Origin of the sequence: Sporosarcina contaminans (assembly GCF_042679045.1) — a bacterium.
Lineage (GTDB): Bacteria > Bacillota > Bacilli > Bacillales_A > Planococcaceae > Sporosarcina > Sporosarcina contaminans.
This window is the reverse complement of record NZ_JBHTLT010000112.1, coordinates 1-19,575: the sequence shown is the minus strand read 5'-3', so window position 1 is coordinate 19,575 and position 19,575 is coordinate 1. Positions and strand designations below refer to the sequence as shown.

The 19,575-nt window shown below is 41.6% G+C and carries 24 protein-coding genes; 10 read left to right on the top strand and 14 right to left on the bottom strand.

Translation table 11 applies throughout. The features are described 5' to 3' along the window. Window positions 1–231: 231 nt before the first annotated feature. The 8 genes from ACFQ38_RS13575 to ACFQ38_RS13540 form a co-directional block, all read right to left on the bottom strand. On the bottom strand, window positions 232–1,098 hold the full coding sequence (locus tag ACFQ38_RS13575; RefSeq protein WP_381481520.1) for a GNAT family N-acetyltransferase: 867 nt from the start codon (window positions 1,096–1,098) through the stop codon (window positions 232–234). Between the two features lie 45 nt (window positions 1,099–1,143). Continuing rightward, entirely contained in the window at window positions 1,144–2,400 is a 1,257-nt protein-coding gene (locus tag ACFQ38_RS13570; RefSeq protein WP_381481518.1) for a GNAT family N-acetyltransferase, read from the bottom strand. A 47-nt stretch (window positions 2,401–2,447) separates the two neighbouring features. Then, a complete protein-coding gene (locus ACFQ38_RS13565; protein ID WP_336823345.1) occupies window positions 2,448–2,888 on the bottom strand; it encodes an NUDIX domain-containing protein in 441 nt (146 codons plus the stop codon). A gap of 201 nt (window positions 2,889–3,089) precedes the next feature. Further along, entirely contained in the window at window positions 3,090–4,274 is a 1,185-nt protein-coding gene (locus ACFQ38_RS13560) for an MFS transporter (protein ID WP_381481515.1), read from the bottom strand. A gap of 130 nt (window positions 4,275–4,404) precedes the next feature. Beyond that, a complete protein-coding gene (tatC, locus tag ACFQ38_RS13555) occupies window positions 4,405–5,229 on the bottom strand; it encodes a twin-arginine translocase subunit TatC (RefSeq protein ID WP_336823343.1) in 825 nt (274 codons plus the stop codon). Window positions 5,230–5,238: 9 nt separating this feature from the next. Beyond that, the gene (gene tatA, locus ACFQ38_RS13550; RefSeq protein WP_336823342.1) at window positions 5,239–5,436 is read right to left on the bottom strand and encodes a twin-arginine translocase TatA/TatE family subunit; all 198 of its coding nucleotides are present in this window, start codon (window positions 5,434–5,436) and stop codon (window positions 5,239–5,241) included. A 19-nt stretch (window positions 5,437–5,455) separates the two neighbouring features. Next, window positions 5,456–7,168 carry a GMC family oxidoreductase gene (locus ACFQ38_RS13545; protein WP_336823341.1) on the bottom strand — a complete coding sequence of 571 codons (1,713 nt, stop codon included), beginning with the start codon at window positions 7,166–7,168 and terminating at the stop codon, window positions 5,456–5,458. 14 nt (window positions 7,169–7,182) lie between these two features. Further along, a complete protein-coding gene (locus ACFQ38_RS13540; protein WP_336823340.1) occupies window positions 7,183–7,932 on the bottom strand; it encodes a gluconate 2-dehydrogenase subunit 3 family protein in 750 nt (249 codons plus the stop codon). A 398-nt stretch (window positions 7,933–8,330) separates the two neighbouring features. Between ACFQ38_RS13540 and ACFQ38_RS13535 the strand changes: the two genes are divergently transcribed. Further along, window positions 8,331–9,146 carry a flagellin N-terminal helical domain-containing protein gene (locus tag ACFQ38_RS13535; protein WP_381481511.1) on the top strand — a complete coding sequence of 272 codons (816 nt, stop codon included), beginning with the start codon at window positions 8,331–8,333 and terminating at the stop codon, window positions 9,144–9,146. A 35-nt stretch (window positions 9,147–9,181) separates the two neighbouring features. Here ACFQ38_RS13535 and ACFQ38_RS13530 read toward each other — a convergent pair whose 3' ends face one another. Further along, complete coding sequence (locus ACFQ38_RS13530; RefSeq protein ID WP_381481508.1) at window positions 9,182–9,580, bottom strand: hypothetical protein; 399 nt, start codon at window positions 9,578–9,580, stop codon at window positions 9,182–9,184. Between the two features lie 209 nt (window positions 9,581–9,789). Between ACFQ38_RS13530 and ACFQ38_RS13525 the strand changes: the two genes are divergently transcribed. Continuing rightward, window positions 9,790–9,987: a CsbD family protein gene (locus tag ACFQ38_RS13525; protein ID WP_336823337.1), complete on the top strand. Its 198-nt coding sequence runs from the start codon at window positions 9,790–9,792 to the stop codon at window positions 9,985–9,987. 44 nt (window positions 9,988–10,031) lie between these two features. Here ACFQ38_RS13525 and ACFQ38_RS13520 read toward each other — a convergent pair whose 3' ends face one another. Continuing rightward, window positions 10,032–10,529 (bottom strand): general stress protein, encoded by a 498-nt coding sequence (locus tag ACFQ38_RS13520; protein WP_336823336.1) that lies wholly within the window; start codon window positions 10,527–10,529, stop codon window positions 10,032–10,034. Between the two features lie 150 nt (window positions 10,530–10,679). Between ACFQ38_RS13520 and ACFQ38_RS13515 the strand changes: the two genes are divergently transcribed. Further along, window positions 10,680–10,913 carry a hypothetical protein gene (locus tag ACFQ38_RS13515; protein WP_336823335.1) on the top strand — a complete coding sequence of 78 codons (234 nt, stop codon included), beginning with the start codon at window positions 10,680–10,682 and terminating at the stop codon, window positions 10,911–10,913. A gap of 120 nt (window positions 10,914–11,033) precedes the next feature. On the opposite strand, the gene ACFQ38_RS13510 is transcribed toward ACFQ38_RS13515, so the two are convergent. The 3 genes from ACFQ38_RS13510 to ACFQ38_RS13500 are packed head-to-tail and all read right to left on the bottom strand — an operon-like array spanning window position 11,034 to window position 12,912. After that, window positions 11,034–11,816, bottom strand: a complete 783-nt coding sequence (locus ACFQ38_RS13510; RefSeq protein WP_336823334.1) for an ABC transporter permease — start codon at window positions 11,814–11,816, stop codon at window positions 11,034–11,036. Next, window positions 11,813–12,715, bottom strand: coding sequence for an ABC transporter ATP-binding protein (locus ACFQ38_RS13505; protein ID WP_336823333.1), 903 nt, complete (start codon window positions 12,713–12,715; stop codon window positions 11,813–11,815). The genes ACFQ38_RS13510 and ACFQ38_RS13505 overlap by 4 nt, the downstream gene beginning before the upstream one ends. After that, window positions 12,712–12,912 (bottom strand): PLDc N-terminal domain-containing protein, encoded by a 201-nt coding sequence (locus ACFQ38_RS13500; protein WP_336823332.1) that lies wholly within the window; start codon window positions 12,910–12,912, stop codon window positions 12,712–12,714. The genes ACFQ38_RS13505 and ACFQ38_RS13500 overlap by 4 nt, the downstream gene beginning before the upstream one ends. Before the next feature lie 190 nt (window positions 12,913–13,102). Here ACFQ38_RS13500 and ACFQ38_RS13495 point away from each other — a divergent pair, with 190 nt between their 5' ends. From ACFQ38_RS13495 to ACFQ38_RS13465, 7 genes are all read left to right on the top strand, one after another. After that, window positions 13,103–13,993, top strand: a complete 891-nt coding sequence (locus tag ACFQ38_RS13495; RefSeq protein WP_336823331.1) for an EamA family transporter — start codon at window positions 13,103–13,105, stop codon at window positions 13,991–13,993. Between the two features lie 159 nt (window positions 13,994–14,152). Further along, entirely contained in the window at window positions 14,153–14,662 is a 510-nt protein-coding gene (locus tag ACFQ38_RS13490; RefSeq protein ID WP_381481501.1) for an RNA polymerase sigma factor, read from the top strand. Beyond that, window positions 14,659–15,393, top strand: a complete 735-nt coding sequence (locus tag ACFQ38_RS13485; protein WP_381481499.1) for a hypothetical protein — start codon at window positions 14,659–14,661, stop codon at window positions 15,391–15,393. The genes ACFQ38_RS13490 and ACFQ38_RS13485 overlap by 4 nt, the downstream gene beginning before the upstream one ends. A 110-nt stretch (window positions 15,394–15,503) precedes the next feature. Further along, window positions 15,504–15,857 carry a hypothetical protein gene (locus ACFQ38_RS13480; RefSeq protein ID WP_381481497.1) on the top strand — a complete coding sequence of 118 codons (354 nt, stop codon included), beginning with the start codon at window positions 15,504–15,506 and terminating at the stop codon, window positions 15,855–15,857. 61 nt (window positions 15,858–15,918) lie between these two features. Beyond that, complete coding sequence (locus ACFQ38_RS13475; protein WP_381481495.1) at window positions 15,919–17,109, top strand: alanyl-tRNA editing protein; 1,191 nt, start codon at window positions 15,919–15,921, stop codon at window positions 17,107–17,109. Between the two features lie 243 nt (window positions 17,110–17,352). Next, window positions 17,353–18,573, top strand: a complete 1,221-nt coding sequence (locus ACFQ38_RS13470) for a glycosyltransferase (protein WP_381481493.1) — start codon at window positions 17,353–17,355, stop codon at window positions 18,571–18,573. Then, window positions 18,542–19,285: an HAD-IIB family hydrolase gene (locus ACFQ38_RS13465; protein WP_381481490.1), complete on the top strand. Its 744-nt coding sequence runs from the start codon at window positions 18,542–18,544 to the stop codon at window positions 19,283–19,285. Before ACFQ38_RS13470 ends, ACFQ38_RS13465 begins: the two co-directional genes overlap by 32 nt. Window positions 19,286–19,379: 94 nt before the next feature. Here ACFQ38_RS13465 and ACFQ38_RS13460 read toward each other — a convergent pair. Next, on the bottom strand, window positions 19,380–19,575 hold a 196-nt coding region (locus ACFQ38_RS13460; RefSeq protein WP_381481487.1), incomplete at its 5' end, for a hypothetical protein.

The window sequence follows — 19,575 nt, the reverse complement described above, 5'->3', positions numbered from 1 at the left end:
CGCCTGGAACGGAAAGCGACGGTTGTCAGGGGTTCCCCATTTATTCTCCAACCAGAAAGGGACTATCACAGAAAATCAGTTTACACTGACTTTCTGGACAGCCCCGTTTTCTTTAAGAGCAGTGTCATTCAACGTGGGGACATACCCGAATAATGTCAAAAGCCCTAAACATTGCTTGCAAGTTAAGTCGTACATCTCTTATTGTTCAAAAACCTCTTCGTTGGGTACAATTTAGAATGTTTTCATCATAAAAACTTGTGATATTGGCGTATTTTCAAAACCACTTGCTCGTAAAGATGAAATTGCGCGTCCATTTCCTTTTAGGAAGTTATAAGTTGTACGATTGATCGATTGGTCGTATTCCAATGCATAAGATAGGAGTTTGTTTAAAGCATCTTCATTTCCATTTTCCTTCACTTGAAACAACGTAATGCTTTCCGTCTCATTGCCAAATGTACAATTTTTCCGAATGAGACAAGCTGCCTCCACTTCTCCATTCTTTATAATCAGGACAGCTTCCCCACCCAATTTCGGTGTGTTATTAGCATCTGTTTGCCAAGGAACGATACTTGGAAATAAATCCGATCCAATCGTTTGGGCAGCCGGAATTCTTACCATTTCATAGCCATCAAGCTCCGGCAACTGGCTAACTATTCTTCCGTTTGCACGCAAGAAAAGCAATTCGTCCTCTACTTGATAACCACAGTTTTCATATAAAGAGATTGCTGCCTTATTTTCAGAAAGGGACTCCAACGTCGCAACAGAGACATTACGCTCCAGTATGCGTTTTTCTGCTTCCTCCATCAAGGAATAACCTAACCTTCTTCCTCGGTATTCCGGAATAATCCCCGTTCCGCCATTCCAGGAAATCTTTTGACCATCCACTTCTCGAATGCCTTGAAGCACAAAGCCGATTGGGTCTGTTCCATCATATGCAACGACAGACAATGCCGAAGATAATCCATCATTCCCAAAACGGCCCACAAAAGTATCTAAAGATAAATTCATCGGCACTAAATACCCTTCAAACCCACGATTAAACAGGGCATGCGCCTCTTCAAAGCTAATTGATGACATTAATTTAAACGAAATGTTCATAATTTACCCTCACTCAGAAAAAATTTTGAAACAAATTATACATTATTAGAATGAAGTGAAGCAAACAGGTTTGTTGGTAGGCTTAAACCATCGATCCAACTGATTTGCTGGCCAATTGTTCACTTTTACTTTTCCATACTGAGCTAGCTGCTCCAAGCTAACACAGCCCATCCACCAGGAACTTAAATCCGAAACTGCGATGCTTACATCAACTTCCTCAATAGAAATGGACGATTTTTCTATGCTCCAACAATCTTCGCTATAGGATAAATTGTAACTACCGTTTTGCTCCTTTATAAACGAATCTTGAACAAATAAAGAAATCGTTACAGGACGATCAGGTCGATCTAAGGAATTAAAATTCGTTTGTTCCACAAATGACATGATCGAGCTAATTCTATACATAATCCCTGTACCAACAGTACCGATTTCGTGATAAACACTCGGAATTATACGATTGCTATCGTTCTTCGGGTCTTCCAGTTGATAAATAAATGATTCATCTTGCGTTCGAACGTAGACACGATCTACTTGATCCTGTTGTGAATGAATCCACGTACACATATCGATGAAAGCGCTTGGCTTCGTCCATACCCATTCAAAAATATTCATTTCATGATGTAGAAAATGACTATCCTTTACAGGTTGCAACGTATATGCAAGCGCACCAACTAACTCATTCCCCTCATAAACACCGGCATAATACGTAGCTTTTTTCTTAATTAAGTTACGTTCATGCCAAGTCCGTTCGATCATGCCATGATGCATCGATGCAAATTTATTGTACACGGCGACAATCTCTTCCTCATTGGACGGAGACAACATGACTACTTTCTTTCGTTCACCACTGCTTGGAAAACTTGTGGGCTTTAGTTTATATTGATAGCGAGTTGGTCCATATCCATACCCCATCTTTTGATAGAAAGACGTGTTAAAGGGGTATAACGAAACAATCCCGACATTTTCTTGTCTAGCAAGCTCATGAAAATGCTGCAGCAACTGTTTCGCAATACCTTCTTTTTTGTGAAAAAAGTGAACAGCTACCGTACCAATTCCCCAAACACGTACAATACTACCATTTACATTCATGTTAAGGTCATGAAGCTTATACAAGCCTAACAACTCATCTTGTTCGGTAAAGAATCCATAGAAACTCAAGTTATTTTCAGATTCAATTTCGAAACTAAGTCGTTCAATAAACGTTTGTTGAGCTTCCTCTCCCGATATTTGCATCCCCGGATAAGCCATCGCCACAAGAGAAGCAGCTTGTTGTAAATCACTTTTTGTTACTAAACGAATCATGTACATCCCCCTTTCCAAAATTGCACCTTTGTGTATGTGCGCCCGATTCAGCGAATAAATGCCGCTTCCTTGTTTGAAAGAGCATCATCTAACCATTGAGGGTGCATTGTTAACAAATCCTTTGGTAAATTGTCTTGACTAAAAAATTGTATTTCAAGCGACTCATCTGAGTTGCATTTAAGTTCCCCACCTGTAATTTCAGCAAGAAAACAAGTTGTTATAAAATGCACTACTTTGCCATTTGGATAATTGAACACTTGTGAATCTGGATCTGAGTAAACACCGATCAGCTTTTCAATTTTTATATCTAAATTAGTTTCTTCTTTTACTTCTCTTATAATTGCTTCAGACACTGTTTCACCAATTTCCACATGTCCTGAAGGAATACCCCACAACCCTACATCGGCTCTTTTTTGCAATAGCACCTGATTCTCTTTGTTCAAAATAATTACAGCAACTCCAGCTTTTAAATCATCAATTTTTTTCAAATCAAAGCTCCTCCTTCAAGAAACGGCCCTAACTACGGCACTGTTCTAAGGCTATACTCTCCATCCCACACTGTCATCTCTACTATCCACGTAATTCTACCATCTGTCATTACATATGAACGCAAAAACTTTCCTATTAGAAGTATCTATGACATTCATTATATAAAGTAAGTGTAACTTGCTGGACCACTTCTAAATGCTTTAATTCTTTTGTCTTCGATAACGAATCATCCCTACGTAAACAATAGGCAATAATGCAGTAAGTGCAACGAGCCCGTGCCAACCTAAGCTCTCATACAGCGGACTGAGCAATGTACTGCCCATTGCAACGCCAATATAATAGGAGACCAAGTAAAGGCTCGATGCACTCCCTTTATGATGTGTCGCTTCCTTGCTGACAGAAGCCGCCGTCAACGAATGCGCCGTGAAGAACCCTAAGCAGATGACACATAATCCGACAACAATCAAAACAAGCGGTGATAATGCCGTAAGACCAATCCCTGCTGATAATAAAACGACCCCTACCCGCCTCACATTACGGAGGCCGAATTTCCCCGCAAGCCATCCTGCAAGCGGTGCACCGATCACTCCAAAACCGTATGCTAAATATAAATAAGATATCCATTCAAGTGACAGCGAATACGGCGCCTCAATTAAATGAAACGGCAAGTATGTCCAAATCCCGGTGAAGGATAATTGCAGCACAATGCCTAACCCGAAAACGATTAGCAAAGCCGGGTTTTTCAGGTGAAAAGCAATCCCTTCAATATCTTTTTTGAACGTCGTATCACTCGGCACAAAATTCCTTGACTTCGGAAGGATTAACAACAGAATGACAAATAGTACCGTTCCAAAAATGGAAAGGATATATAATGACATTTGCCAAGATGCTTGCTCGGCAATAAACCCCGTCATGAAGCGGCCAATCATTCCTCCCAATCCATTAAAAGCAATATAGAATGCCGTGGCGACACTCGTAAACTGCCTATGTATTTCCTCGCTAATATAAGCAAGCGCTGCTGCTGGAACACCAGCTAGCGCAAAACCTTGTAGGAAACGTAAAATGACGATGGTTAAAAAAGAATCCGTATTTGCAATTAAAAGAAACGGAATGACCGAGCCAATGAGCGATAAATAAATATAAACATTCCGCCCGTTTCGATCCGAAAAAAATCCAAGGACGATTAACCCCACGATCAGCCCGATTGTCGTCATTGACATCGCTGTACTGGCGTAAGACACCGAAATACCGAATTCCTTCGTGAACAAAGGCAAAAGCGGCTGCATCGCATACATCGCAGCAAATATGAAAATAGAAGCAAACCCTAAACCAATTACGATTTTCCAAAATTGAAGATCCCTCAACGTATAGCCTTCATGTTGCATTGTGTCACATCCAGTCGTCAGCCTATTTACTTTTATTATAGCATTGTGAATATTTTTGTTCCCTCCGAGGAAATTTATTGCCAAACAAAAAATGAGCAAAGGATCCTCACATTCCCTTTGCTCATTTAAGTTAATTAACAGCCATATTTCTTCGTTCTTTGTACACAACGATAAGTACACTTGCTTCGTATAACACGATCATCGGAATGAGCACGATCAATTGGCTAATGAAATCCGGTGGCGTCAACAGACCAGAAAGAATTGCCAAAATGACGTAAGACCATTTCCGAACCTTTTTTAATGATGCAGACGTCAGCAATCCAATTGCAGAGAGGAACATTGCTACAATCGGCAGTTCAAATAATAAGCCGATCGGCAATGTCGTCATCAAGAGAAACTTTGCATACTCTTGCGCAGAAACCATTACTGTGAAATTTACCGCTCCTAAAGATACTAAAAAATGATAGCTCAAAGGATTTACGACAAAATAGCCGAACGCGATGCCTCCCGCAAACAATAACAACATGACAGGCGAGTAGAGCCCAAGAAATTGACTCTCCTTCTCATTCAGCCCCGGCTTAACGAATTGCCATAAAAAATGACATAGAAAAGGTAGTGACAAACCGAATGCCAATGCAGCCGATATGGACATATAAAATGTCACAACTTCCATCGGTCCAAGGACTACTAGTTCGTGACCTCTCGTAATGAGTGGAAACCATTTGTTAATCGTCACGAAAATGAATAAGAAGAAAGATAGGAAAGTGGCGATACTTTTAATGAGCTGCTTACGTAAATCATTCAAATGATCAACAAGTGAAGGTTGAGGTTCTGTCGTTTTTACTACTTCATCCCGCTCTTGATTTTTTACCGTAGATTGCTTCTCATCTTCAGTGTTGACAGGCTTTTTATCCAATGGACTACGTACATTTCTATGTTCTTGATATGGATCCATAATCGATCCTCACAGCTGATCTGTTTTCTTCGATTGATCTTCTTTCCCCTCTTCGTCTTCTAAGACATCACGGGCCGATTTTTTAAATTCTGCTAGCGTCTTTCCAACTGCCGATCCGACTTCTGGCAATTTCCGAGGGCCGAAAAGGATAAGAATAATGACTAAAATAATGATTAATCCAGGTACGCCGATGCTTGCTAAACTCATGTTTCATGTCTCCTTTCGATTAGACAAGTGAACCGCCATTTTTGCTGTATTTAATAATTCCTTCTGCTGCTCGGTACGCAAGGGCACCAACAGTCGCTGTTGGATTGTAGCCACTATTATGCTGAAAATTTCCAGCACCAACAACAAATAAATTGTCCGCGTCCCAATGCTGCAAGTAATTGTTGACTACACTATCATCGGGGCTTGCCCCCATCGTCGTTCCCCCTGTATTATGCGTCGATTGGTAAGGAACAATGTCATAATCAGTAATTGGGCTTCCCGGTACAACTGTCTTTGCACCCATCTCTTTCATAATTTCTGCTGTACGCTCGGTAATGAACTGATGCAAGTTTCGATCCTGTTCCGTAAAGTTATACGTCATTTGCAGCAAAGGTACCCCATATGCGTCCCGATAATTCGGGTCAAGCGTCATATAATTCTCCTTATGAGGCATCGTTGCTCCTTGACCATGCACGGATAATGTCCGCGTATAGTTATATATCGAAGCTTTTTTAAATTCCGCTCCCCACGCCGGCACATCAGGCGGCACAGGGTTAGTCTGAATTGGACGTACTCCTGTTTGTCCCAAAGTAATGCTTGCGCCGTGGATGAAATCAACGTCGGAATGATCAAAGCTATCTCCATTAAAATCATCAATGGACATTCCCAATGCCCCCGCGCCCATAAATACATTCATTTGATCTTCAAAAAATCCGGTCGTTCCTGGTCCAAGCTGATAGCAATAATTTTTCCCTAATGTGCCTCTGCCTGTGTCAGGATCATATTGTTCACCGATTTTCGACACCATGAGCAGCTTTGCATTGTTCAACACATAACTTGTCAAAACGACAACGTCTGCTGGTTGTATGAACTCTTCGCCAGTTTGTGTATCAAAATACCTGACGCCGGTCACTTTATTCCCAGACTTCAAAACTTCCACGACATTGGCATGGAAAACCGGCTCGAAATTTCCTGTATTCAACGCTGTCGGGACAACCGTGATTTCTGGAGATGATTTCGCTCCGTACTCACAGCCGAACCGCTCGCAAAAACCACAGTATTGACAAGGAGCAATCTTCTGTCCATCTGGATTTTCGTACGCCTCCGAAATATTTGCAGACGGCAGCATGTATGGATGATAGCCCAACTTTTTCGTTGCACTTTCAAACATTTTCAAGATCGGTGTCTTTTTCATTGGAGGGGTAGGAAAATCGCTTGACCGCTTACCCCAAAATGGATTATTATCTTCCCCAGAAATGCCCGCTGTTTTTTCATATTTGTCGAAATAAGGTTCCAACTCGTCGTACGTAATGCCCCAGTCCGTTAAAAGATAATCGCTGGGCAGTTTGTTTTTTCCGTATCTTTCTTCTGTCATTGATTTAATTTGAAAATCATAAGGCAAAAAACGGTACGACATCCCATTCCAGTGCGTACCCGCTCCACCTAAATTTTCACCCAACAGGAAAGACCCCATCTGACGCATTGGAAGGGCGCGCATTTTGCGATGGTTTCGGAAAGTAATCGTTTCTTTCGATAAATCCTGCATGAGATCATATCGAATTGCATACCTATATTCGTCATGAATCATCAAATAGTCTTGGGTTCCCCTATTTTTCCCACGCTCAAGGCCTCTAACTTTCAACCCAGCCTTTGCACATTCAGCTGCAACAATACCACCCGTCCAGCCGATGCCCACCGTTACAACATCTACCTTATCCAAAGTTTTCGCCATGGCAATTGCCTCCCTTAGTGCTGCATACTGCTAATCGATTTAGGTTCAATCACTTGGAACTTCTCTTCCTCTATAACATTGACATATGCCATTTGATGTCCCGGAAAGCCTTTCATACGCCATCCTTCCATATTGGCATTACCGTTGTAAATCGGATCTGCATATGCCCCTTCAAGCGTTGCTTGCCGTAAAAGCCTAAAAAAGAATTCTGAGGACACACCTTTCATCTCAACTTCGTTCTTCTGAAAAGCGGTTAAAATTGTATCCATTTGCTCAGCGTCCAGCTCCGCAAACCCTTTTTCATACCGAGCATTCGCTTCTTCATCCAACTTTGCGATACCTTGCCTAAAAATCTCCGCACGTGTTAAAGCGCTCTGGTACCCCTGTGTCGCTTCACCAGCGAAAAACGGACCTTGCATATACTCTCTTGCATTGCTGCCGTAATTACCCGCTAATTGATTATCAATAAAATACGGCACTCCAAGTGCAATTGCCCCAGGCCCTAAGTCATCTTCCGGAAAAATCCTCTCAGTAGCTTGAGATAGAACGTGAAATTCATTTTGATTCGTTAAAAACATAAGCCCTTTCGGAGCGCCCTCCACGCCTTCTGTAGCGAGCTGTCCTTCATTGGCAGTCTTTCCATCCTTCTTGACGTTATAGCCGACAAGTCCCCCGATTAACCCTCCACCTACTAAAGCGCCGGTCGCTATTCCCGTCGTCTTTAGAAAATCTCTGCGCGATAAACCTTGTTGATTGTCTGCCATCTATTTTCCTCCTAAAAAATTCACCACTTTCTCCAAAGGATGTCCTCATACATATGGCTTTTATACAAACGTGTCATAATTTATCAAACTTTGTATAAGCGGTAGAATTTAATCGGGTTACGCCAGTAACGGAGAGGAGTGCGCCAGTATCCGGGGTGTTCGAGCCAGAAAACAAGCACCTTACGCCAGTAATTGGAGTGCGTTCTAAAAAATCGACCGACGCTACATGAGAGTTTTACGTTTTGTGGTATGCACTATTATTCGAACCAACCACAGCTTTCCACTTTCAACGATCCTTTTAAATGTTGAGCCGCCGAATTATTTTCAGAATAAATATAAAAATATTCAATGATTTGACGATAAAAGAGATAGAGGAAAATATAGGGAGAGGTGAGTTTATGTTAGGTAATTGGAATGCAGTGGGGCTTAACATTTTGCGCAACATGAACATGCATAATAATCAGATCATGCTGTCCATGGAGCGGCTTTCCTCTGGACTAAGGATTAATCGTGCTGCGGATGATCCGGCAGGACTGGCCATTTCGGAGAGAATGCGGGCACAAATTCGAGGGTTGCAAGTCGCACAGCGCAATATACAAGACAGCATTTCTCTATTCCAGACTGCTGAATCAGCGTTGGACGAAACACATGCCATTTTGCAAAGAATGCGTGAGTTAAGTGTAGAAGCTGCTAATGGCACGTTAACTAATGATGACCGTGAATTGCTGAATATCGAATTTCAAGAACTAAAAAAAGAACTTGAACGAATTTCAAAGGACACTCAATTTAACACAATGCCGTTATTGGACGGATCGCGCTCATCATTTAAAACACAGGTTGGAGCAAATGCGGGGCAATCAATCGAATTTACGATTGGAGATACAGGCATGGCTGCTTTGGGGATAAAAGATGCCACAATAGAAACTCGCGAAGAGGCAGATCAAGCCATTTCATCATTAGATGAAGCCATCAAAAAGGTGTCCTCCGAACGAGCACGCATGGGAGCTTATGTAAATCGATTAGAGCATGCGTATAACAACGCTATGACGATGGAGGAAAACTTGACTGCTGCCGAATCGCGCATACGGGATGTAGATATCGCAAAAGAAATGATGGCGTTGACAAAAGCAAACATCCTTTTACAAGCAGGGCAGTATGTATTTTCGCTTCATCTGCAGCAAGCGCAATCTGTCCTTCAACTGTTAAAGCAATAAATGAAAAGACAGTGCTGATTACGGCACTGCCTTCTTCATTCATCAAAACCTAAAATCGGCAAACGGTCTTCCAATATTTCTACCTCATCTATTGGCAATACAATCCTAAATTCATCTCTGCCATAAGGTGTTACCGATAGCTTCTTCTGGACAAAGGGATTGTTTGTTGTCAACGTCACTTTCCCATCCTTCTCATGAAAGGTATCCACTACAAAACGGTAGCCCGACAGCATGACATAAGGAAATATTTCATAAGCGTCATCTAAATCCTCAACTGACACTTCTTTATATGCGGTATCACTATTTGTGCTCCATTTTTTAAATCCATTTATTTCATCTTCATAATCGGATTGTAAATACAAAGTTCGTTGTTGGGAAACGATCGGGTACTCTTTCCCTTTCCAAATTGCAAAGCGCCCTTTTCTTACCGCCATACGAATCTCCTCCGTATTTAGCTTCTTTGTCTTTCAATTATATAAAATGCCATTTCAAGTAACCACGTATGTTTCGATGCATTTTTCATACCCTATTTAAGGACTTTACACTCTTGCCATTTCACTCTCGAAACCTTCCATAGCCCATAAGTTTAATTGCATTCAAGACCGGGTACTTACAAACAACTACTTTTTAGGAGGCCATAAGAATGAAAGACAATAGTTATTCAGATAAAATCAAAGGTGCCGTTAATAAAACGAAAGGCGAATTGAAAGATCAAGTCGGCAATGCGACAGATGACGCCATGCTGCAAGCTGAAGGAAAGTTCGATAAATTAAAAGGCGAGGCACAGAAAGAAGCTGGGAAATTAAAAGATCGTGTTTCAGAAAATCATAAAAAATGGTGATCAAAAAGGCCGGGGCCATCGAAAATGGACCCAGCCTTTTCTAGTCAAAGATGATCGGTGTTAATGCGTGGAACAGTACCTGAGTTGTCGTCTCTCGGCTGCAAATCATCTTCTCCCGACAACGGTTCAAAACTGTTCGTCAAAGCAGCCCGGCTATCCCTTTCCGTATCTTCTACAGCTCCACCGCCGCGTCCTTCTTTGGGCAATTGAGTATTTACGCGATCAACGAATATTGCAATGCCTCCATTTTTCACTTCATTATAAATATTTGCAGACTCTTCTTTTGAAAACCCCATATCTTCAAATACTTTTTCCTTCCTTTGCCGCTCGTCGATAAACATTGCTTTAAACCGCTCCAAAAGGTTTCCCTCATCCCTTCCATCTAACGCAATGAATGTCTGACTTCTCAGTTGAGATAGGTCTTCCTCCGAATATGCTACTGCAGAAATTTGTTCTTCACTATAGCCTTTCGATATCAATTCTGTAATTTTGTATAGCGCCGCATCAACCGAATGCATTGTGCCGACATATTCCTTTTCCATTACACCACTCTCCTCTATCTGCTTTTGATCACTTTACCCTCTGCATCTATAGAAAACACATGTACCTTAATTAGCAATATGGATTTGTAATCAATGTTTATAGTTATGCCAAACGGTAAATAGTATAAAAACAGAAAGGATGTGGATTCATTGAATAAGAAAAAGCCTTTCACTGAGCGTGATCGCAAAGATGCGGAAGGATCGTTCATGGATAATCCTGAAAACATGCCAACGGATAAAGAAAGTATTTACGACATGCATGAAGATATGCAAAACGTCGACCCGATTCCTTTGGAAGATTTGAGAATGGAAGAGGAAGAAGAAAGGCATCATCACAAAACAAAAAATCGTTCGTCAAGCGAAGAAAAATACAATCAATCATGATAGAAGGAAAGAAAAATCGTTGAAAGGTTTGCTTTTCCAAAAAGCTCCTCTTTTCAACGATTTCCTTCATGACTATGTGAGATCCCGGTAGAAATTTCCCGGGAAATGAAAATGCTTGTATTATACTGTCGTTTTCGATGCATTCTTTTTCGACGCAACTATTCCTAAGACGATGAAAAGTAGTATCAACATACTATTCAACCCGACCGTCATCCAATATCCAGATTGATCCATCGTATGGTAAAATTGATCCGCCGCATAACTCGATAGCTTCCAAGGAGTTACTTTCCAATACGCCCCAATGACGGAGTCAATCACTTGGAAAAATAATAAAAACAAAATAGATAAACCTGCAGTAGCGCCTGTTGATACCGAAGCGCTGAAAAACAGGATAAGCGTCACCGCAAAAACAATCCATAAACTGTACGTCGCAAGAAAGGCAAGCAGTTCCCCAATCGGCACTGTGTTAAATAAAATTCGAATATAATACCATGCTGCTAAAAACCCAATCCATACGCTGCTTAGCGCGATTCCATTAATGACGATCCATTTACTGAGGAAATAATTTTTGAATGATAAAGGACGAACATAAAGCAATGTCGCTGTTCCGCTTTTCCTTTCCCCTGCAATTGAGCCCATAAACGCAAGAGAAAATAGTAAAATGCCAACCGTTTGATATTGCCCCATCAACGATATGAAAATATCTTCACCGGTAAATTCAGGCCATAAAAAATCCATTCCTTCAGGCAAGTTCCCGACACTTTGCATAATTTGAGGCAAATAATAATTGGTGACTGGTTCTATTATGCCGAAGATGATGAATACGATCGGAATCCAATACAATTTGTAATTCCTGCTCATCTCTCGCCACTCTTTTCGAATAAGCACATTCAAATCATTCATGCGTCCATCACCGCTTTCATGAAGATTTCCTCTAAATTCGCCGTCTGCATTTCGACTTTCCGCACCGCGTAATCCCCTTTATGCAATATCGCCAAAACATGAGGCATCATCACTTTTCTTTCGACCACTTCTATCGACACTATTTTCTCTTTTGACTTCATGTCCCAAGAAGACATACGAACAAATCTACCTGCCTCCTGCGCCGTCTCAAATTCTATAACGATACGTGGATCAGCATATTTCGAGCGGATATCGTCCAGCGAACCATTTTCCACAAGAATGCCTTTTCGAAGGAACAATAATTGATCTGTCATTTCCTCGGCATCATTCAAAATATGTGTCGAATAAAGAATTGTCGTTTCTTGTTGCAACTCTTTCAATAAATTCATCACCTGTCTACGGCCTACCGGATCGAGGGCAGATACAGGTTCATCCAACAGCAGCAGCTGCGGTTTATGGACGATTGCCTGAGCCAATCCTAACCGCTGTTTCATGCCACCGGAAAATGTACCGGATCTTTTTTTCATTGCCTCTCCAAGTCCAACAAACTCCAACGCTTTTTGCGCTTCTTTTGCAGCTTGCCGGCTATCTACTCCACTTAACCTCGCTGCCATTTCCGTAAATTCCAATGCCGTCAGCCACGGGAAAAACTTTGGATATTGCGGCAGAAAACCGATTGCTGACCGTATATCAGATTTTGTTTGATTTAGAAATGAAATTGTACCATCCGTAGGCGTCACAAGTCCTGCCAGCATGGATAATGTCGTCGTCTTTCCTGCCCCATTGGGACCTATTAGCGCTGTGGATGTATGCGCTGTTAAGTCGAAGGTGATTGAATCTACAACTCTTTGCTCTCCATAGGCTTTAGATAATTTTCTGACATTCAGAAGCTCTGTCATGTTTGCTTCCTCCCAAAAATAAAGTACACGATCGGGCCTATAATATTTACGAAAACTATAATGAATATCCACATAATGAATGGCCCATTCGTCCGTTGATGGCGGATTACATCGAATAGCGCAACAATCATTAAAATCAACTGCAGCACAATAATGGGCATTATTAAATCCCAAGGGATTTTTGCGAGTTCTTGCATACTTTCACAGCCCTTCTTTTGTTATATGTTTAGTATAACACCCCTGTTCTATTTTGTATATAACAAATTGCATTACTCACATACGCTACTAAAGATTTCATCTATTAACCAAATCCATATTTTAGGATTCCACTATCGAATCTTTATCCTTTCCCGTGTTATACTATTGCATGGACTGGAGGATTATAAGATGAAACAATGGATGTATCCCTTATTAGTCATAATAGGGGCGAGCAGCTATGGTATTTTATCGACAATTGTCAAATTGGCGATTGCAGATGGTTATACAGCTGCCCAAGCAGTAACGAGCCAATATTTCACTGGATTTGTATTGGCCGCAATTCTATACCTTTTCACACATCGGGGCCTGCCCAAATTCGGCGGCGGGTTTACTCTTATATTAGCTGGTTTGCTGACAGCCACTACAGGCACTGTTTACGGCATCACTGTCAGCTATATGCCTGCTTCTTTGGCTGTTGTTATGCTTTTCCAATTTACATGGATTGGCATGCTTCTTGATTGTATACTTCACCGTCGATTGCCGAAACGTGCAGAGGTCATCTCTCTGCTTTTTTTATTTGGTGGCACAATATTTGCAGCAGGTATAATCGATGCGGATTTGAGTGGCATCCCTTGGCAAGGTTGGGTGTGGGGAATGGCATCCGCTATTAGTTTTTCAGCGTTTCTTGCAGTAAACCAGCGGCAAGTTGAAGGAATGGATACGATTACTCGCTTGCTATTCATGTCTTTCTTTGCAGCAATTGCCATTTCCTTTTTTCAAGAACCAGAAATTGTTTGGAACGGTGTGCTATTTAGCGGATTATGGGTATACGGATTAATATTAGGTGTATTCGGTATTATCATTCCAATTTTATTCTTCTCAATTGGTATTCCGAAAGTTGGAGGAGGAACCGCGTCTATCCTAAGCGCTATCGAATTGCCAGTAGCCGTCACCGCTTCCGTATTGCTTTTAAATGAACAAATGACAACCCTGCAAATATGCGGTATAGTGATCATCCTAATCGGAATGACATTGCCAACGATCGCTAACCGAAGAATTCGATTGCAGCAGGAAGTATAGATCCTATAGCTTTTACTTTTTTAAAGGTGTTTGTTAGCAACTGAAGATTCCACATGACTAAGAATAGTTGTGTGGAATCTTTTTTAGTGAAAACTTTTAGATCTTCCCCCGGGTATAGTAAGTAGAACGATTAAAGCATCGTAGAAAGGTGGGGACAGCTTGGAGAAAAGATGGCCAACTCTCATAAAATCTGGTGATAAAGAAGCATTTCGGCAATTTTACGATGCCTATGCAAACACTGCCATTCGCACAGCTTCCGCTATAACCCGGAACCGCGAGCAAGCGAAAGATGCCGTTCAGGAAACTTTCATCCGTGTCTATCGGCAAATTGGAAGCTACAATGCTTCATTGCCCTTTGAACCTTGGTTTTATAGAATATTGACCAATGAATGCTTACGTATCATGAAAAAGGAATCCACATATAGCAAGTATATTGAACTAAGTGAACAATCTACTCCCTCTAAAGAAAATCAACTATTTGATCTATACTCACTCATTCAGTCTTTAGAAGACCACCAAAGAATTCCAATCATATTGAAATATATAAAAGGATTTTCCGAAAAAGAGATTGCCGAAATTTTAAGTCTGAATCAAAACACGGTCAAATCGAGATTATTTAAAGGTAGAAAACGGCTAAAAGAACAACTTATGAAGGAGGATTCCGAATGAACAAGTTCGATGAACGAATTCAGCACATATTAAACGATCAAACAGAACAAGACGCCATCGAAATGAAAAAAGAGGTTTGGGACGGTATTGAAAAAGAGTTATTTGAAGGAAGCCCAATACAACCGAAAAAGAAAAAGAAATTATTTCCGGTAATTGGGGCTGCCGCTGCAGCAATAGCGCTTTTAATAAGCGTGGAAACGGAAACAGGGTCAGCTTTTATGAATAACATAAAAGATCTATTCGCACCAGAGAAAGAAATAATTCAAAGCATTGAAGGACAGGAAGAACCAACAAACGTTCAATTGCATGAAGGGAAAGAAGCTGAATATGTCATTTACATCGATGAATCCCGATACAAAATGATAATTGGCGAAAACTCCGATCTTATTACGACAATTGATCCACTTCCGGAAAAATACCCTGAAGTTAGTTTAGAAATTAAACAATATCCTACTGTTCCTCCCGAAGCACTTGCAGACGACTTGCAGTCTTCCTTGAAACCGGAGTTTCCTAATCTGCGAGACGTTGAAACCGTAACAGAACCGGTGGAAGGCTATCATCTTCACGGGCTGACTGAATCTACATGGGATGGAAATGTGATTGATCTATATATTGTCAGCAATGGCAAAGGCGGTAGCTTCGCGCTGACTAGCAAGTATTTTTTAGAAGCCGCTGAAGGTCATGGAGCAAGGTTTTATCATATGCTAGAGAGCTTCGAAGTAATTGAATGAACAATGGCTTATAATACATCCCTTCTTCCTATCTTCATTCCTATGAGGCATAATTTCTATGGAATTTGGGTATAGATTCAGAAGGTGATTCGTTTTGGAGGTTGATGAGTATGGATATAATCATGATTGTTTTAAATACGCTGATCATTGTTTTCTATATTGTGTTGATCGCGTTTTTAACACCTATTACGATGCGCTTCATGAAAAAGAGAGGTTATGATCTATTCATGCAACTCATTCCAGTCGCCTTGATTCTATTTATTAGCAGTTTATCGATTGCAATAGGGCTCGGGGGCTTCAGCGAATTGCTGTTCTTTAAGGTGACAACAATTGTATCAACACTCCTCCTATGCTCTTTATTATTTTTAACTTTGGCGATGCGTGTACTTTGGAAAGAAAAATACGATCTTCTCATAAAGCAAATTTCATCATTGCGCAATCGAATGAGAGAAGCTTTCCATTAAGCGGGAAGCTTCTTCTTTTTTAGTGTACACTAAAGAAAAAGTTCACTATGGGAGAATTACTATGTTAAAAGACCGCCATTATTATGAAGATGTTTATCGCACAACTTTTACTGCAAAGCTTATGAAAAATGGAATCGATGAGAACGACCGACCGTATGTCGTATTGGACAATACCGCTTTTTATCCGACAGGAGGAGGGCAGCCCCATGATACGGGTACACTCAACGGGATCGAAGTAATGGATGTCGAAGAAGTAGATGGTGAGATCCTTCACTTCTTGGCAAAGGAGTGGGAGCTGCCTAGCAATGTTGAAGGCGTTATTAATTGGGAACGCCGATTTGATCATATGCAACAGCACGCCGGGCAACATATATTAACAGCTGCTTTCGTTGAACTGTTTGGTATTCAAACCATCAGTTTCCACTTAGGAAGGGAAATGGTGACGATTGATCTGGACGTTTCAGAAGTGGCAGATAGCCAGTTGGCAGCTGCTGAGAAGCGTGCAAATGAGATCATTTTACAAAATCGTCCGATTGAAACAAAATGGGTCTCTTATGAAGAGACTGCCCAATACCCATTACGCAAACAATTGGCAGTTGAAGATGAGATTCGCCTCGTCATCATACCTGATTTCGACTACAACGGCTGTGGAGGCACACATCCAGCATCGACCGGGGAAATCGGTTTATTGAAAATATTATCTACTGAAAAGCAAAAAAAGAAAATAAGGGTTCATTTCGTATGCGGCAATCGAGTGTTACAGCAATTGCACCGTAAAAATGAAGAGCTCTCCGAGGCATCCAAATTGCTAAGCGCACCCGAATCCGGTGTCACTGCTGCCATTGAGAAATTGATTGCCACAAACCAAAATCTTGAAAAGGCTTTGGAAGAAAAAAAGGATGCTTTACTGTCTTTTGAAGCAAATGAATTGCTATCCGAAAAAACGAACGGCATTGTAAGGGCGGCATTCTATAACCGTACAGTCCAAGAACTGCAAAAGCTATCCCGTCTGCTTGTAGCATTGGATGAGGAAACAATCGTTGTGCTTACAGCTGAAAATGAAGAGCGCCTGCAATTTGTAGCCGCCCGTGGCGCAGCTTCAGATGCGAATATGAAAGCCGTCGCTTCTTCAATCCTGCCCAAACTGAACGGTAAAGGCGGCGGAAATGAAGCTTTTGTACAAGGCGGAGGCGAGCGTACAATGGGCGGAGAACAGCTTGCTGACTTGATCGTTGCCTTTCTTGCTCAATAAAAGTACGCCAAGACAGGTGAGAATTGACTTCTCACCTGTTTTAGTTTTCAAAGTACTACCGCCTTATTATGATAGCCATTAACTATCCAAATACAACTTCCCACCAACTTTCAATGAATGACTTAAAGAAAACACACTCTATAGGTAGAAATCCCACCAAAATGTTTATATCAACAGCATCCGGGTAGGTAATAACACTACATACTCATTCTCTATGACTATTTTTAAAAGGAGACAAAAGCGATGCAAAAAAGAATCTTGTTCATTTCTGATCATGGTGATCCACTGGCAACGCTTGGCGGAGAACAGGCGGGCGGACAAAACAACTATGTTAAACAACTATCCATGGCGTTAAGTGAACGGGGGCATTCTGTAGATGTCATCACACATTGGGCAGACGTGGATGCTCCTAAAATCGAACATTTTGGAGAGAATTGCAGAGTCATCCGTGTCGCTGCCGGCGTCAAAGGATTTGTGAAAAAAAGCGACTTATATAGCATGCTTCCAAATTTCTATTACGAAATGCGTAAGACTTTATCGCTTTCAACATACGATGTCATGCATACACATTATTGGCTATCGGGATTATTAGGGAGAAAAACATCGCTTGACATCGGTCTCCCTTGGCTCCATACATCCCATTCGTTATCCGTTGCAAAGCAGCAGGCAACAGGAGTTTCTGAGCCTAAGAGACGATCAGCAGAAGAACTCATTTTAGAAACTGCCGATTCAATCGTCGCTACAACAAAAACCGAACGGAAACTAATTCGTAGTGTTACTCCTGACCCGGCTCCTATCCACGTAATTCCGATCGGTGTGGATGAAACATTCCAACCAGAGCTTATAAATAGTCGCAGACATGCCCCTTTCTTTGCTTTTGCAGGCAGATTGGAAGAGACGAAAGGCATTTATACATTAATAAAAGCATTTCGATTGCTGTTAGAACAAAATGACATCCCTTCATCCGCAAAATTGTTCATTGCGGGCGGTGACGCAGAACAAGTCGATCAGCGGAAAAAGTCGCCAAAATCTCGCAAACTGCAGAGAGCCATTATCGGGTTAGAGAATCATATCGAGTTTATTGGACCATGTTCTCAGGAAGAGCTTTCGGTGCTTTTCAATAAAGCGACCGCAGTTATTGTCCCTTCGACTTATGAATCATTTGGCATGGTAGCTGCAGAAGCCCAAGCTTGCGGCAGCCCTGTCATCGCTTCGGAAGTCGGCGGATTAAAAGATGTTGTCAAAGATTTAGAAACCGGCATCCATGTTCAAAAAGAAAATCCTGCACATTTAGCGAGTGCCATGAAATTTCTTGCAATGAATCAAGATGTCGCAAAATCTTTAGGAAGACAAGCCGCAGCTCGCGCACGCAAAGAATTTAACTGGACATCTATTGCGAAGAAGATGGATCATTTATATGAGGTGGTCGCTGGTGAGACACAAGCCATTCATGTTAGCAACTGATCTCGATGGTACATTTGTTGGACAAGAAGAAAATTTAGGAGCTTTGCTTGCTCATTTCGATCGTCTTCCCCACGACGTCTCCCTTGTTTATATAACAGGCAGACATCTATCTTCAGCAAAATCTTTAATTTACAGCGAAAAGCTCCCGATTCCCGATTTATTAGTAACAGATGTCGGAACGGCGATTTATCATCATGCAAACGTCGAAGACAGCCAATGGGCCGAAAGAATGTCCGAAAATTGGAGGCCCGATGAAATTATCTCGATTGCAGAAGACTTCCCATTATTAAATAGGCAAGCATTGCCAGACAATCGGCGCATTTCTTTCACTGTTCCAAAGGGCAACTCATCGTTAGTGGAGGAATTTCAGAATGCACTTGAACGGCAAGGCATCACACATACATTCATATTTAGTTCAGATCGCGACATCGACGTTCTTCCTGCGACGGCCGGAAAAGGGAAAGCATTAGAGTATATATTTTCCAACTACACCGCGAAGAACGTTCAGGCACTCATCGCTGGAGACTCCGGCAACGACATGGACATGCTTTCATTAGGCTACCCCTCCGTGATTGTCGGTAATGCACAGCCCGAACTAATCGCGATGGAAGAACACCCAAACCTCTATCGCGCCGTAGCCCACTGTGCGGGGGGCATCCTCGAAGCATGGCAGCATTTTTATGGGAAGGAAGCAGAGGTAGTACGGACATAGGGAATTGAAGGTGTTTCAGGGGAGTAACCACCAGTGTTCAGGCGGTTATCACCTATTCTACTCTTTTTTCCACCGAACGGTCACAGTCGTCCAATTAAACCTGACAGGACGGGACAACGCCAAAAAAGAGGCTGTCCAATAAGTCCCTAAAATAGAACAGGTGGCGAAAAACGAATCGTTTTTCGCCACCTGTTCTTGTATTTTTCTTATTCAATACTGAAAGTAGCACGCGGATGCCGGCCACTTTCAGTAGATTGTGTGCCAATGCCACAATTCCGAATTCCGTATGC

What these genes read in the sequence shown, in the direction of transcription:
- ACFQ38_RS13575 (WP_381481520.1), bottom strand. Translation starts at nt 1,098, where the DNA reads ATGAACATTTCGTTTAAATTAATGTCATCAATTAGCTTTGAAGAGGCG.
- ACFQ38_RS13570 (WP_381481518.1), bottom strand. Translation starts at nt 2,400, where the DNA reads ATGATTCGTTTAGTAACAAAAAGTGATTTACAACAAGCTGCTTCTCTT.
- ACFQ38_RS13560 (WP_381481515.1), bottom strand. Translation starts at nt 4,274, where the DNA reads ATGCAACATGAAGGCTATACGTTGAGGGATCTTCAATTTTGGAAAATC.
- tatC (WP_336823343.1), bottom strand. Translation starts at nt 5,229, where the DNA reads ATGGATCCATATCAAGAACATAGAAATGTACGTAGTCCATTGGATAAA.
- tatA (WP_336823342.1), bottom strand. Translation starts at nt 5,436, where the DNA reads ATGAGTTTAGCAAGCATCGGCGTACCTGGATTAATCATTATTTTAGTC.
- ACFQ38_RS13545 (WP_336823341.1), bottom strand. Translation starts at nt 7,168, where the DNA reads ATGGCGAAAACTTTGGATAAGGTAGATGTTGTAACGGTGGGCATCGGC.
- ACFQ38_RS13540 (WP_336823340.1), bottom strand. Translation starts at nt 7,932, where the DNA reads ATGGCAGACAATCAACAAGGTTTATCGCGCAGAGATTTTCTAAAGACG.
- ACFQ38_RS13535 (WP_381481511.1), top strand. Translation starts at nt 8,331, where the DNA reads ATGTTAGGTAATTGGAATGCAGTGGGGCTTAACATTTTGCGCAACATG.
- ACFQ38_RS13530 (WP_381481508.1), bottom strand. Translation starts at nt 9,580, where the DNA reads ATGGCGGTAAGAAAAGGGCGCTTTGCAATTTGGAAAGGGAAAGAGTAC.
- ACFQ38_RS13525 (WP_336823337.1), top strand. Translation starts at nt 9,790, where the DNA reads ATGAAAGACAATAGTTATTCAGATAAAATCAAAGGTGCCGTTAATAAA.
- ACFQ38_RS13520 (WP_336823336.1), bottom strand. Translation starts at nt 10,529, where the DNA reads ATGGAAAAGGAATATGTCGGCACAATGCATTCGGTTGATGCGGCGCTA.
- ACFQ38_RS13510 (WP_336823334.1), bottom strand. Translation starts at nt 11,816, where the DNA reads ATGAATGATTTGAATGTGCTTATTCGAAAAGAGTGGCGAGAGATGAGC.
- ACFQ38_RS13505 (WP_336823333.1), bottom strand. Translation starts at nt 12,715, where the DNA reads ATGACAGAGCTTCTGAATGTCAGAAAATTATCTAAAGCCTATGGAGAG.
- ACFQ38_RS13500 (WP_336823332.1), bottom strand. Translation starts at nt 12,912, where the DNA reads ATGCAAGAACTCGCAAAAATCCCTTGGGATTTAATAATGCCCATTATT.
- ACFQ38_RS13495 (WP_336823331.1), top strand. Translation starts at nt 13,103, where the DNA reads ATGAAACAATGGATGTATCCCTTATTAGTCATAATAGGGGCGAGCAGC.
- ACFQ38_RS13485 (WP_381481499.1), top strand. Translation starts at nt 14,659, where the DNA reads ATGAACAAGTTCGATGAACGAATTCAGCACATATTAAACGATCAAACA.
- ACFQ38_RS13480 (WP_381481497.1), top strand. Translation starts at nt 15,504, where the DNA reads ATGGATATAATCATGATTGTTTTAAATACGCTGATCATTGTTTTCTAT.
- ACFQ38_RS13475 (WP_381481495.1), top strand. Translation starts at nt 15,919, where the DNA reads ATGTTAAAAGACCGCCATTATTATGAAGATGTTTATCGCACAACTTTT.
- ACFQ38_RS13470 (WP_381481493.1), top strand. Translation starts at nt 17,353, where the DNA reads ATGCAAAAAAGAATCTTGTTCATTTCTGATCATGGTGATCCACTGGCA.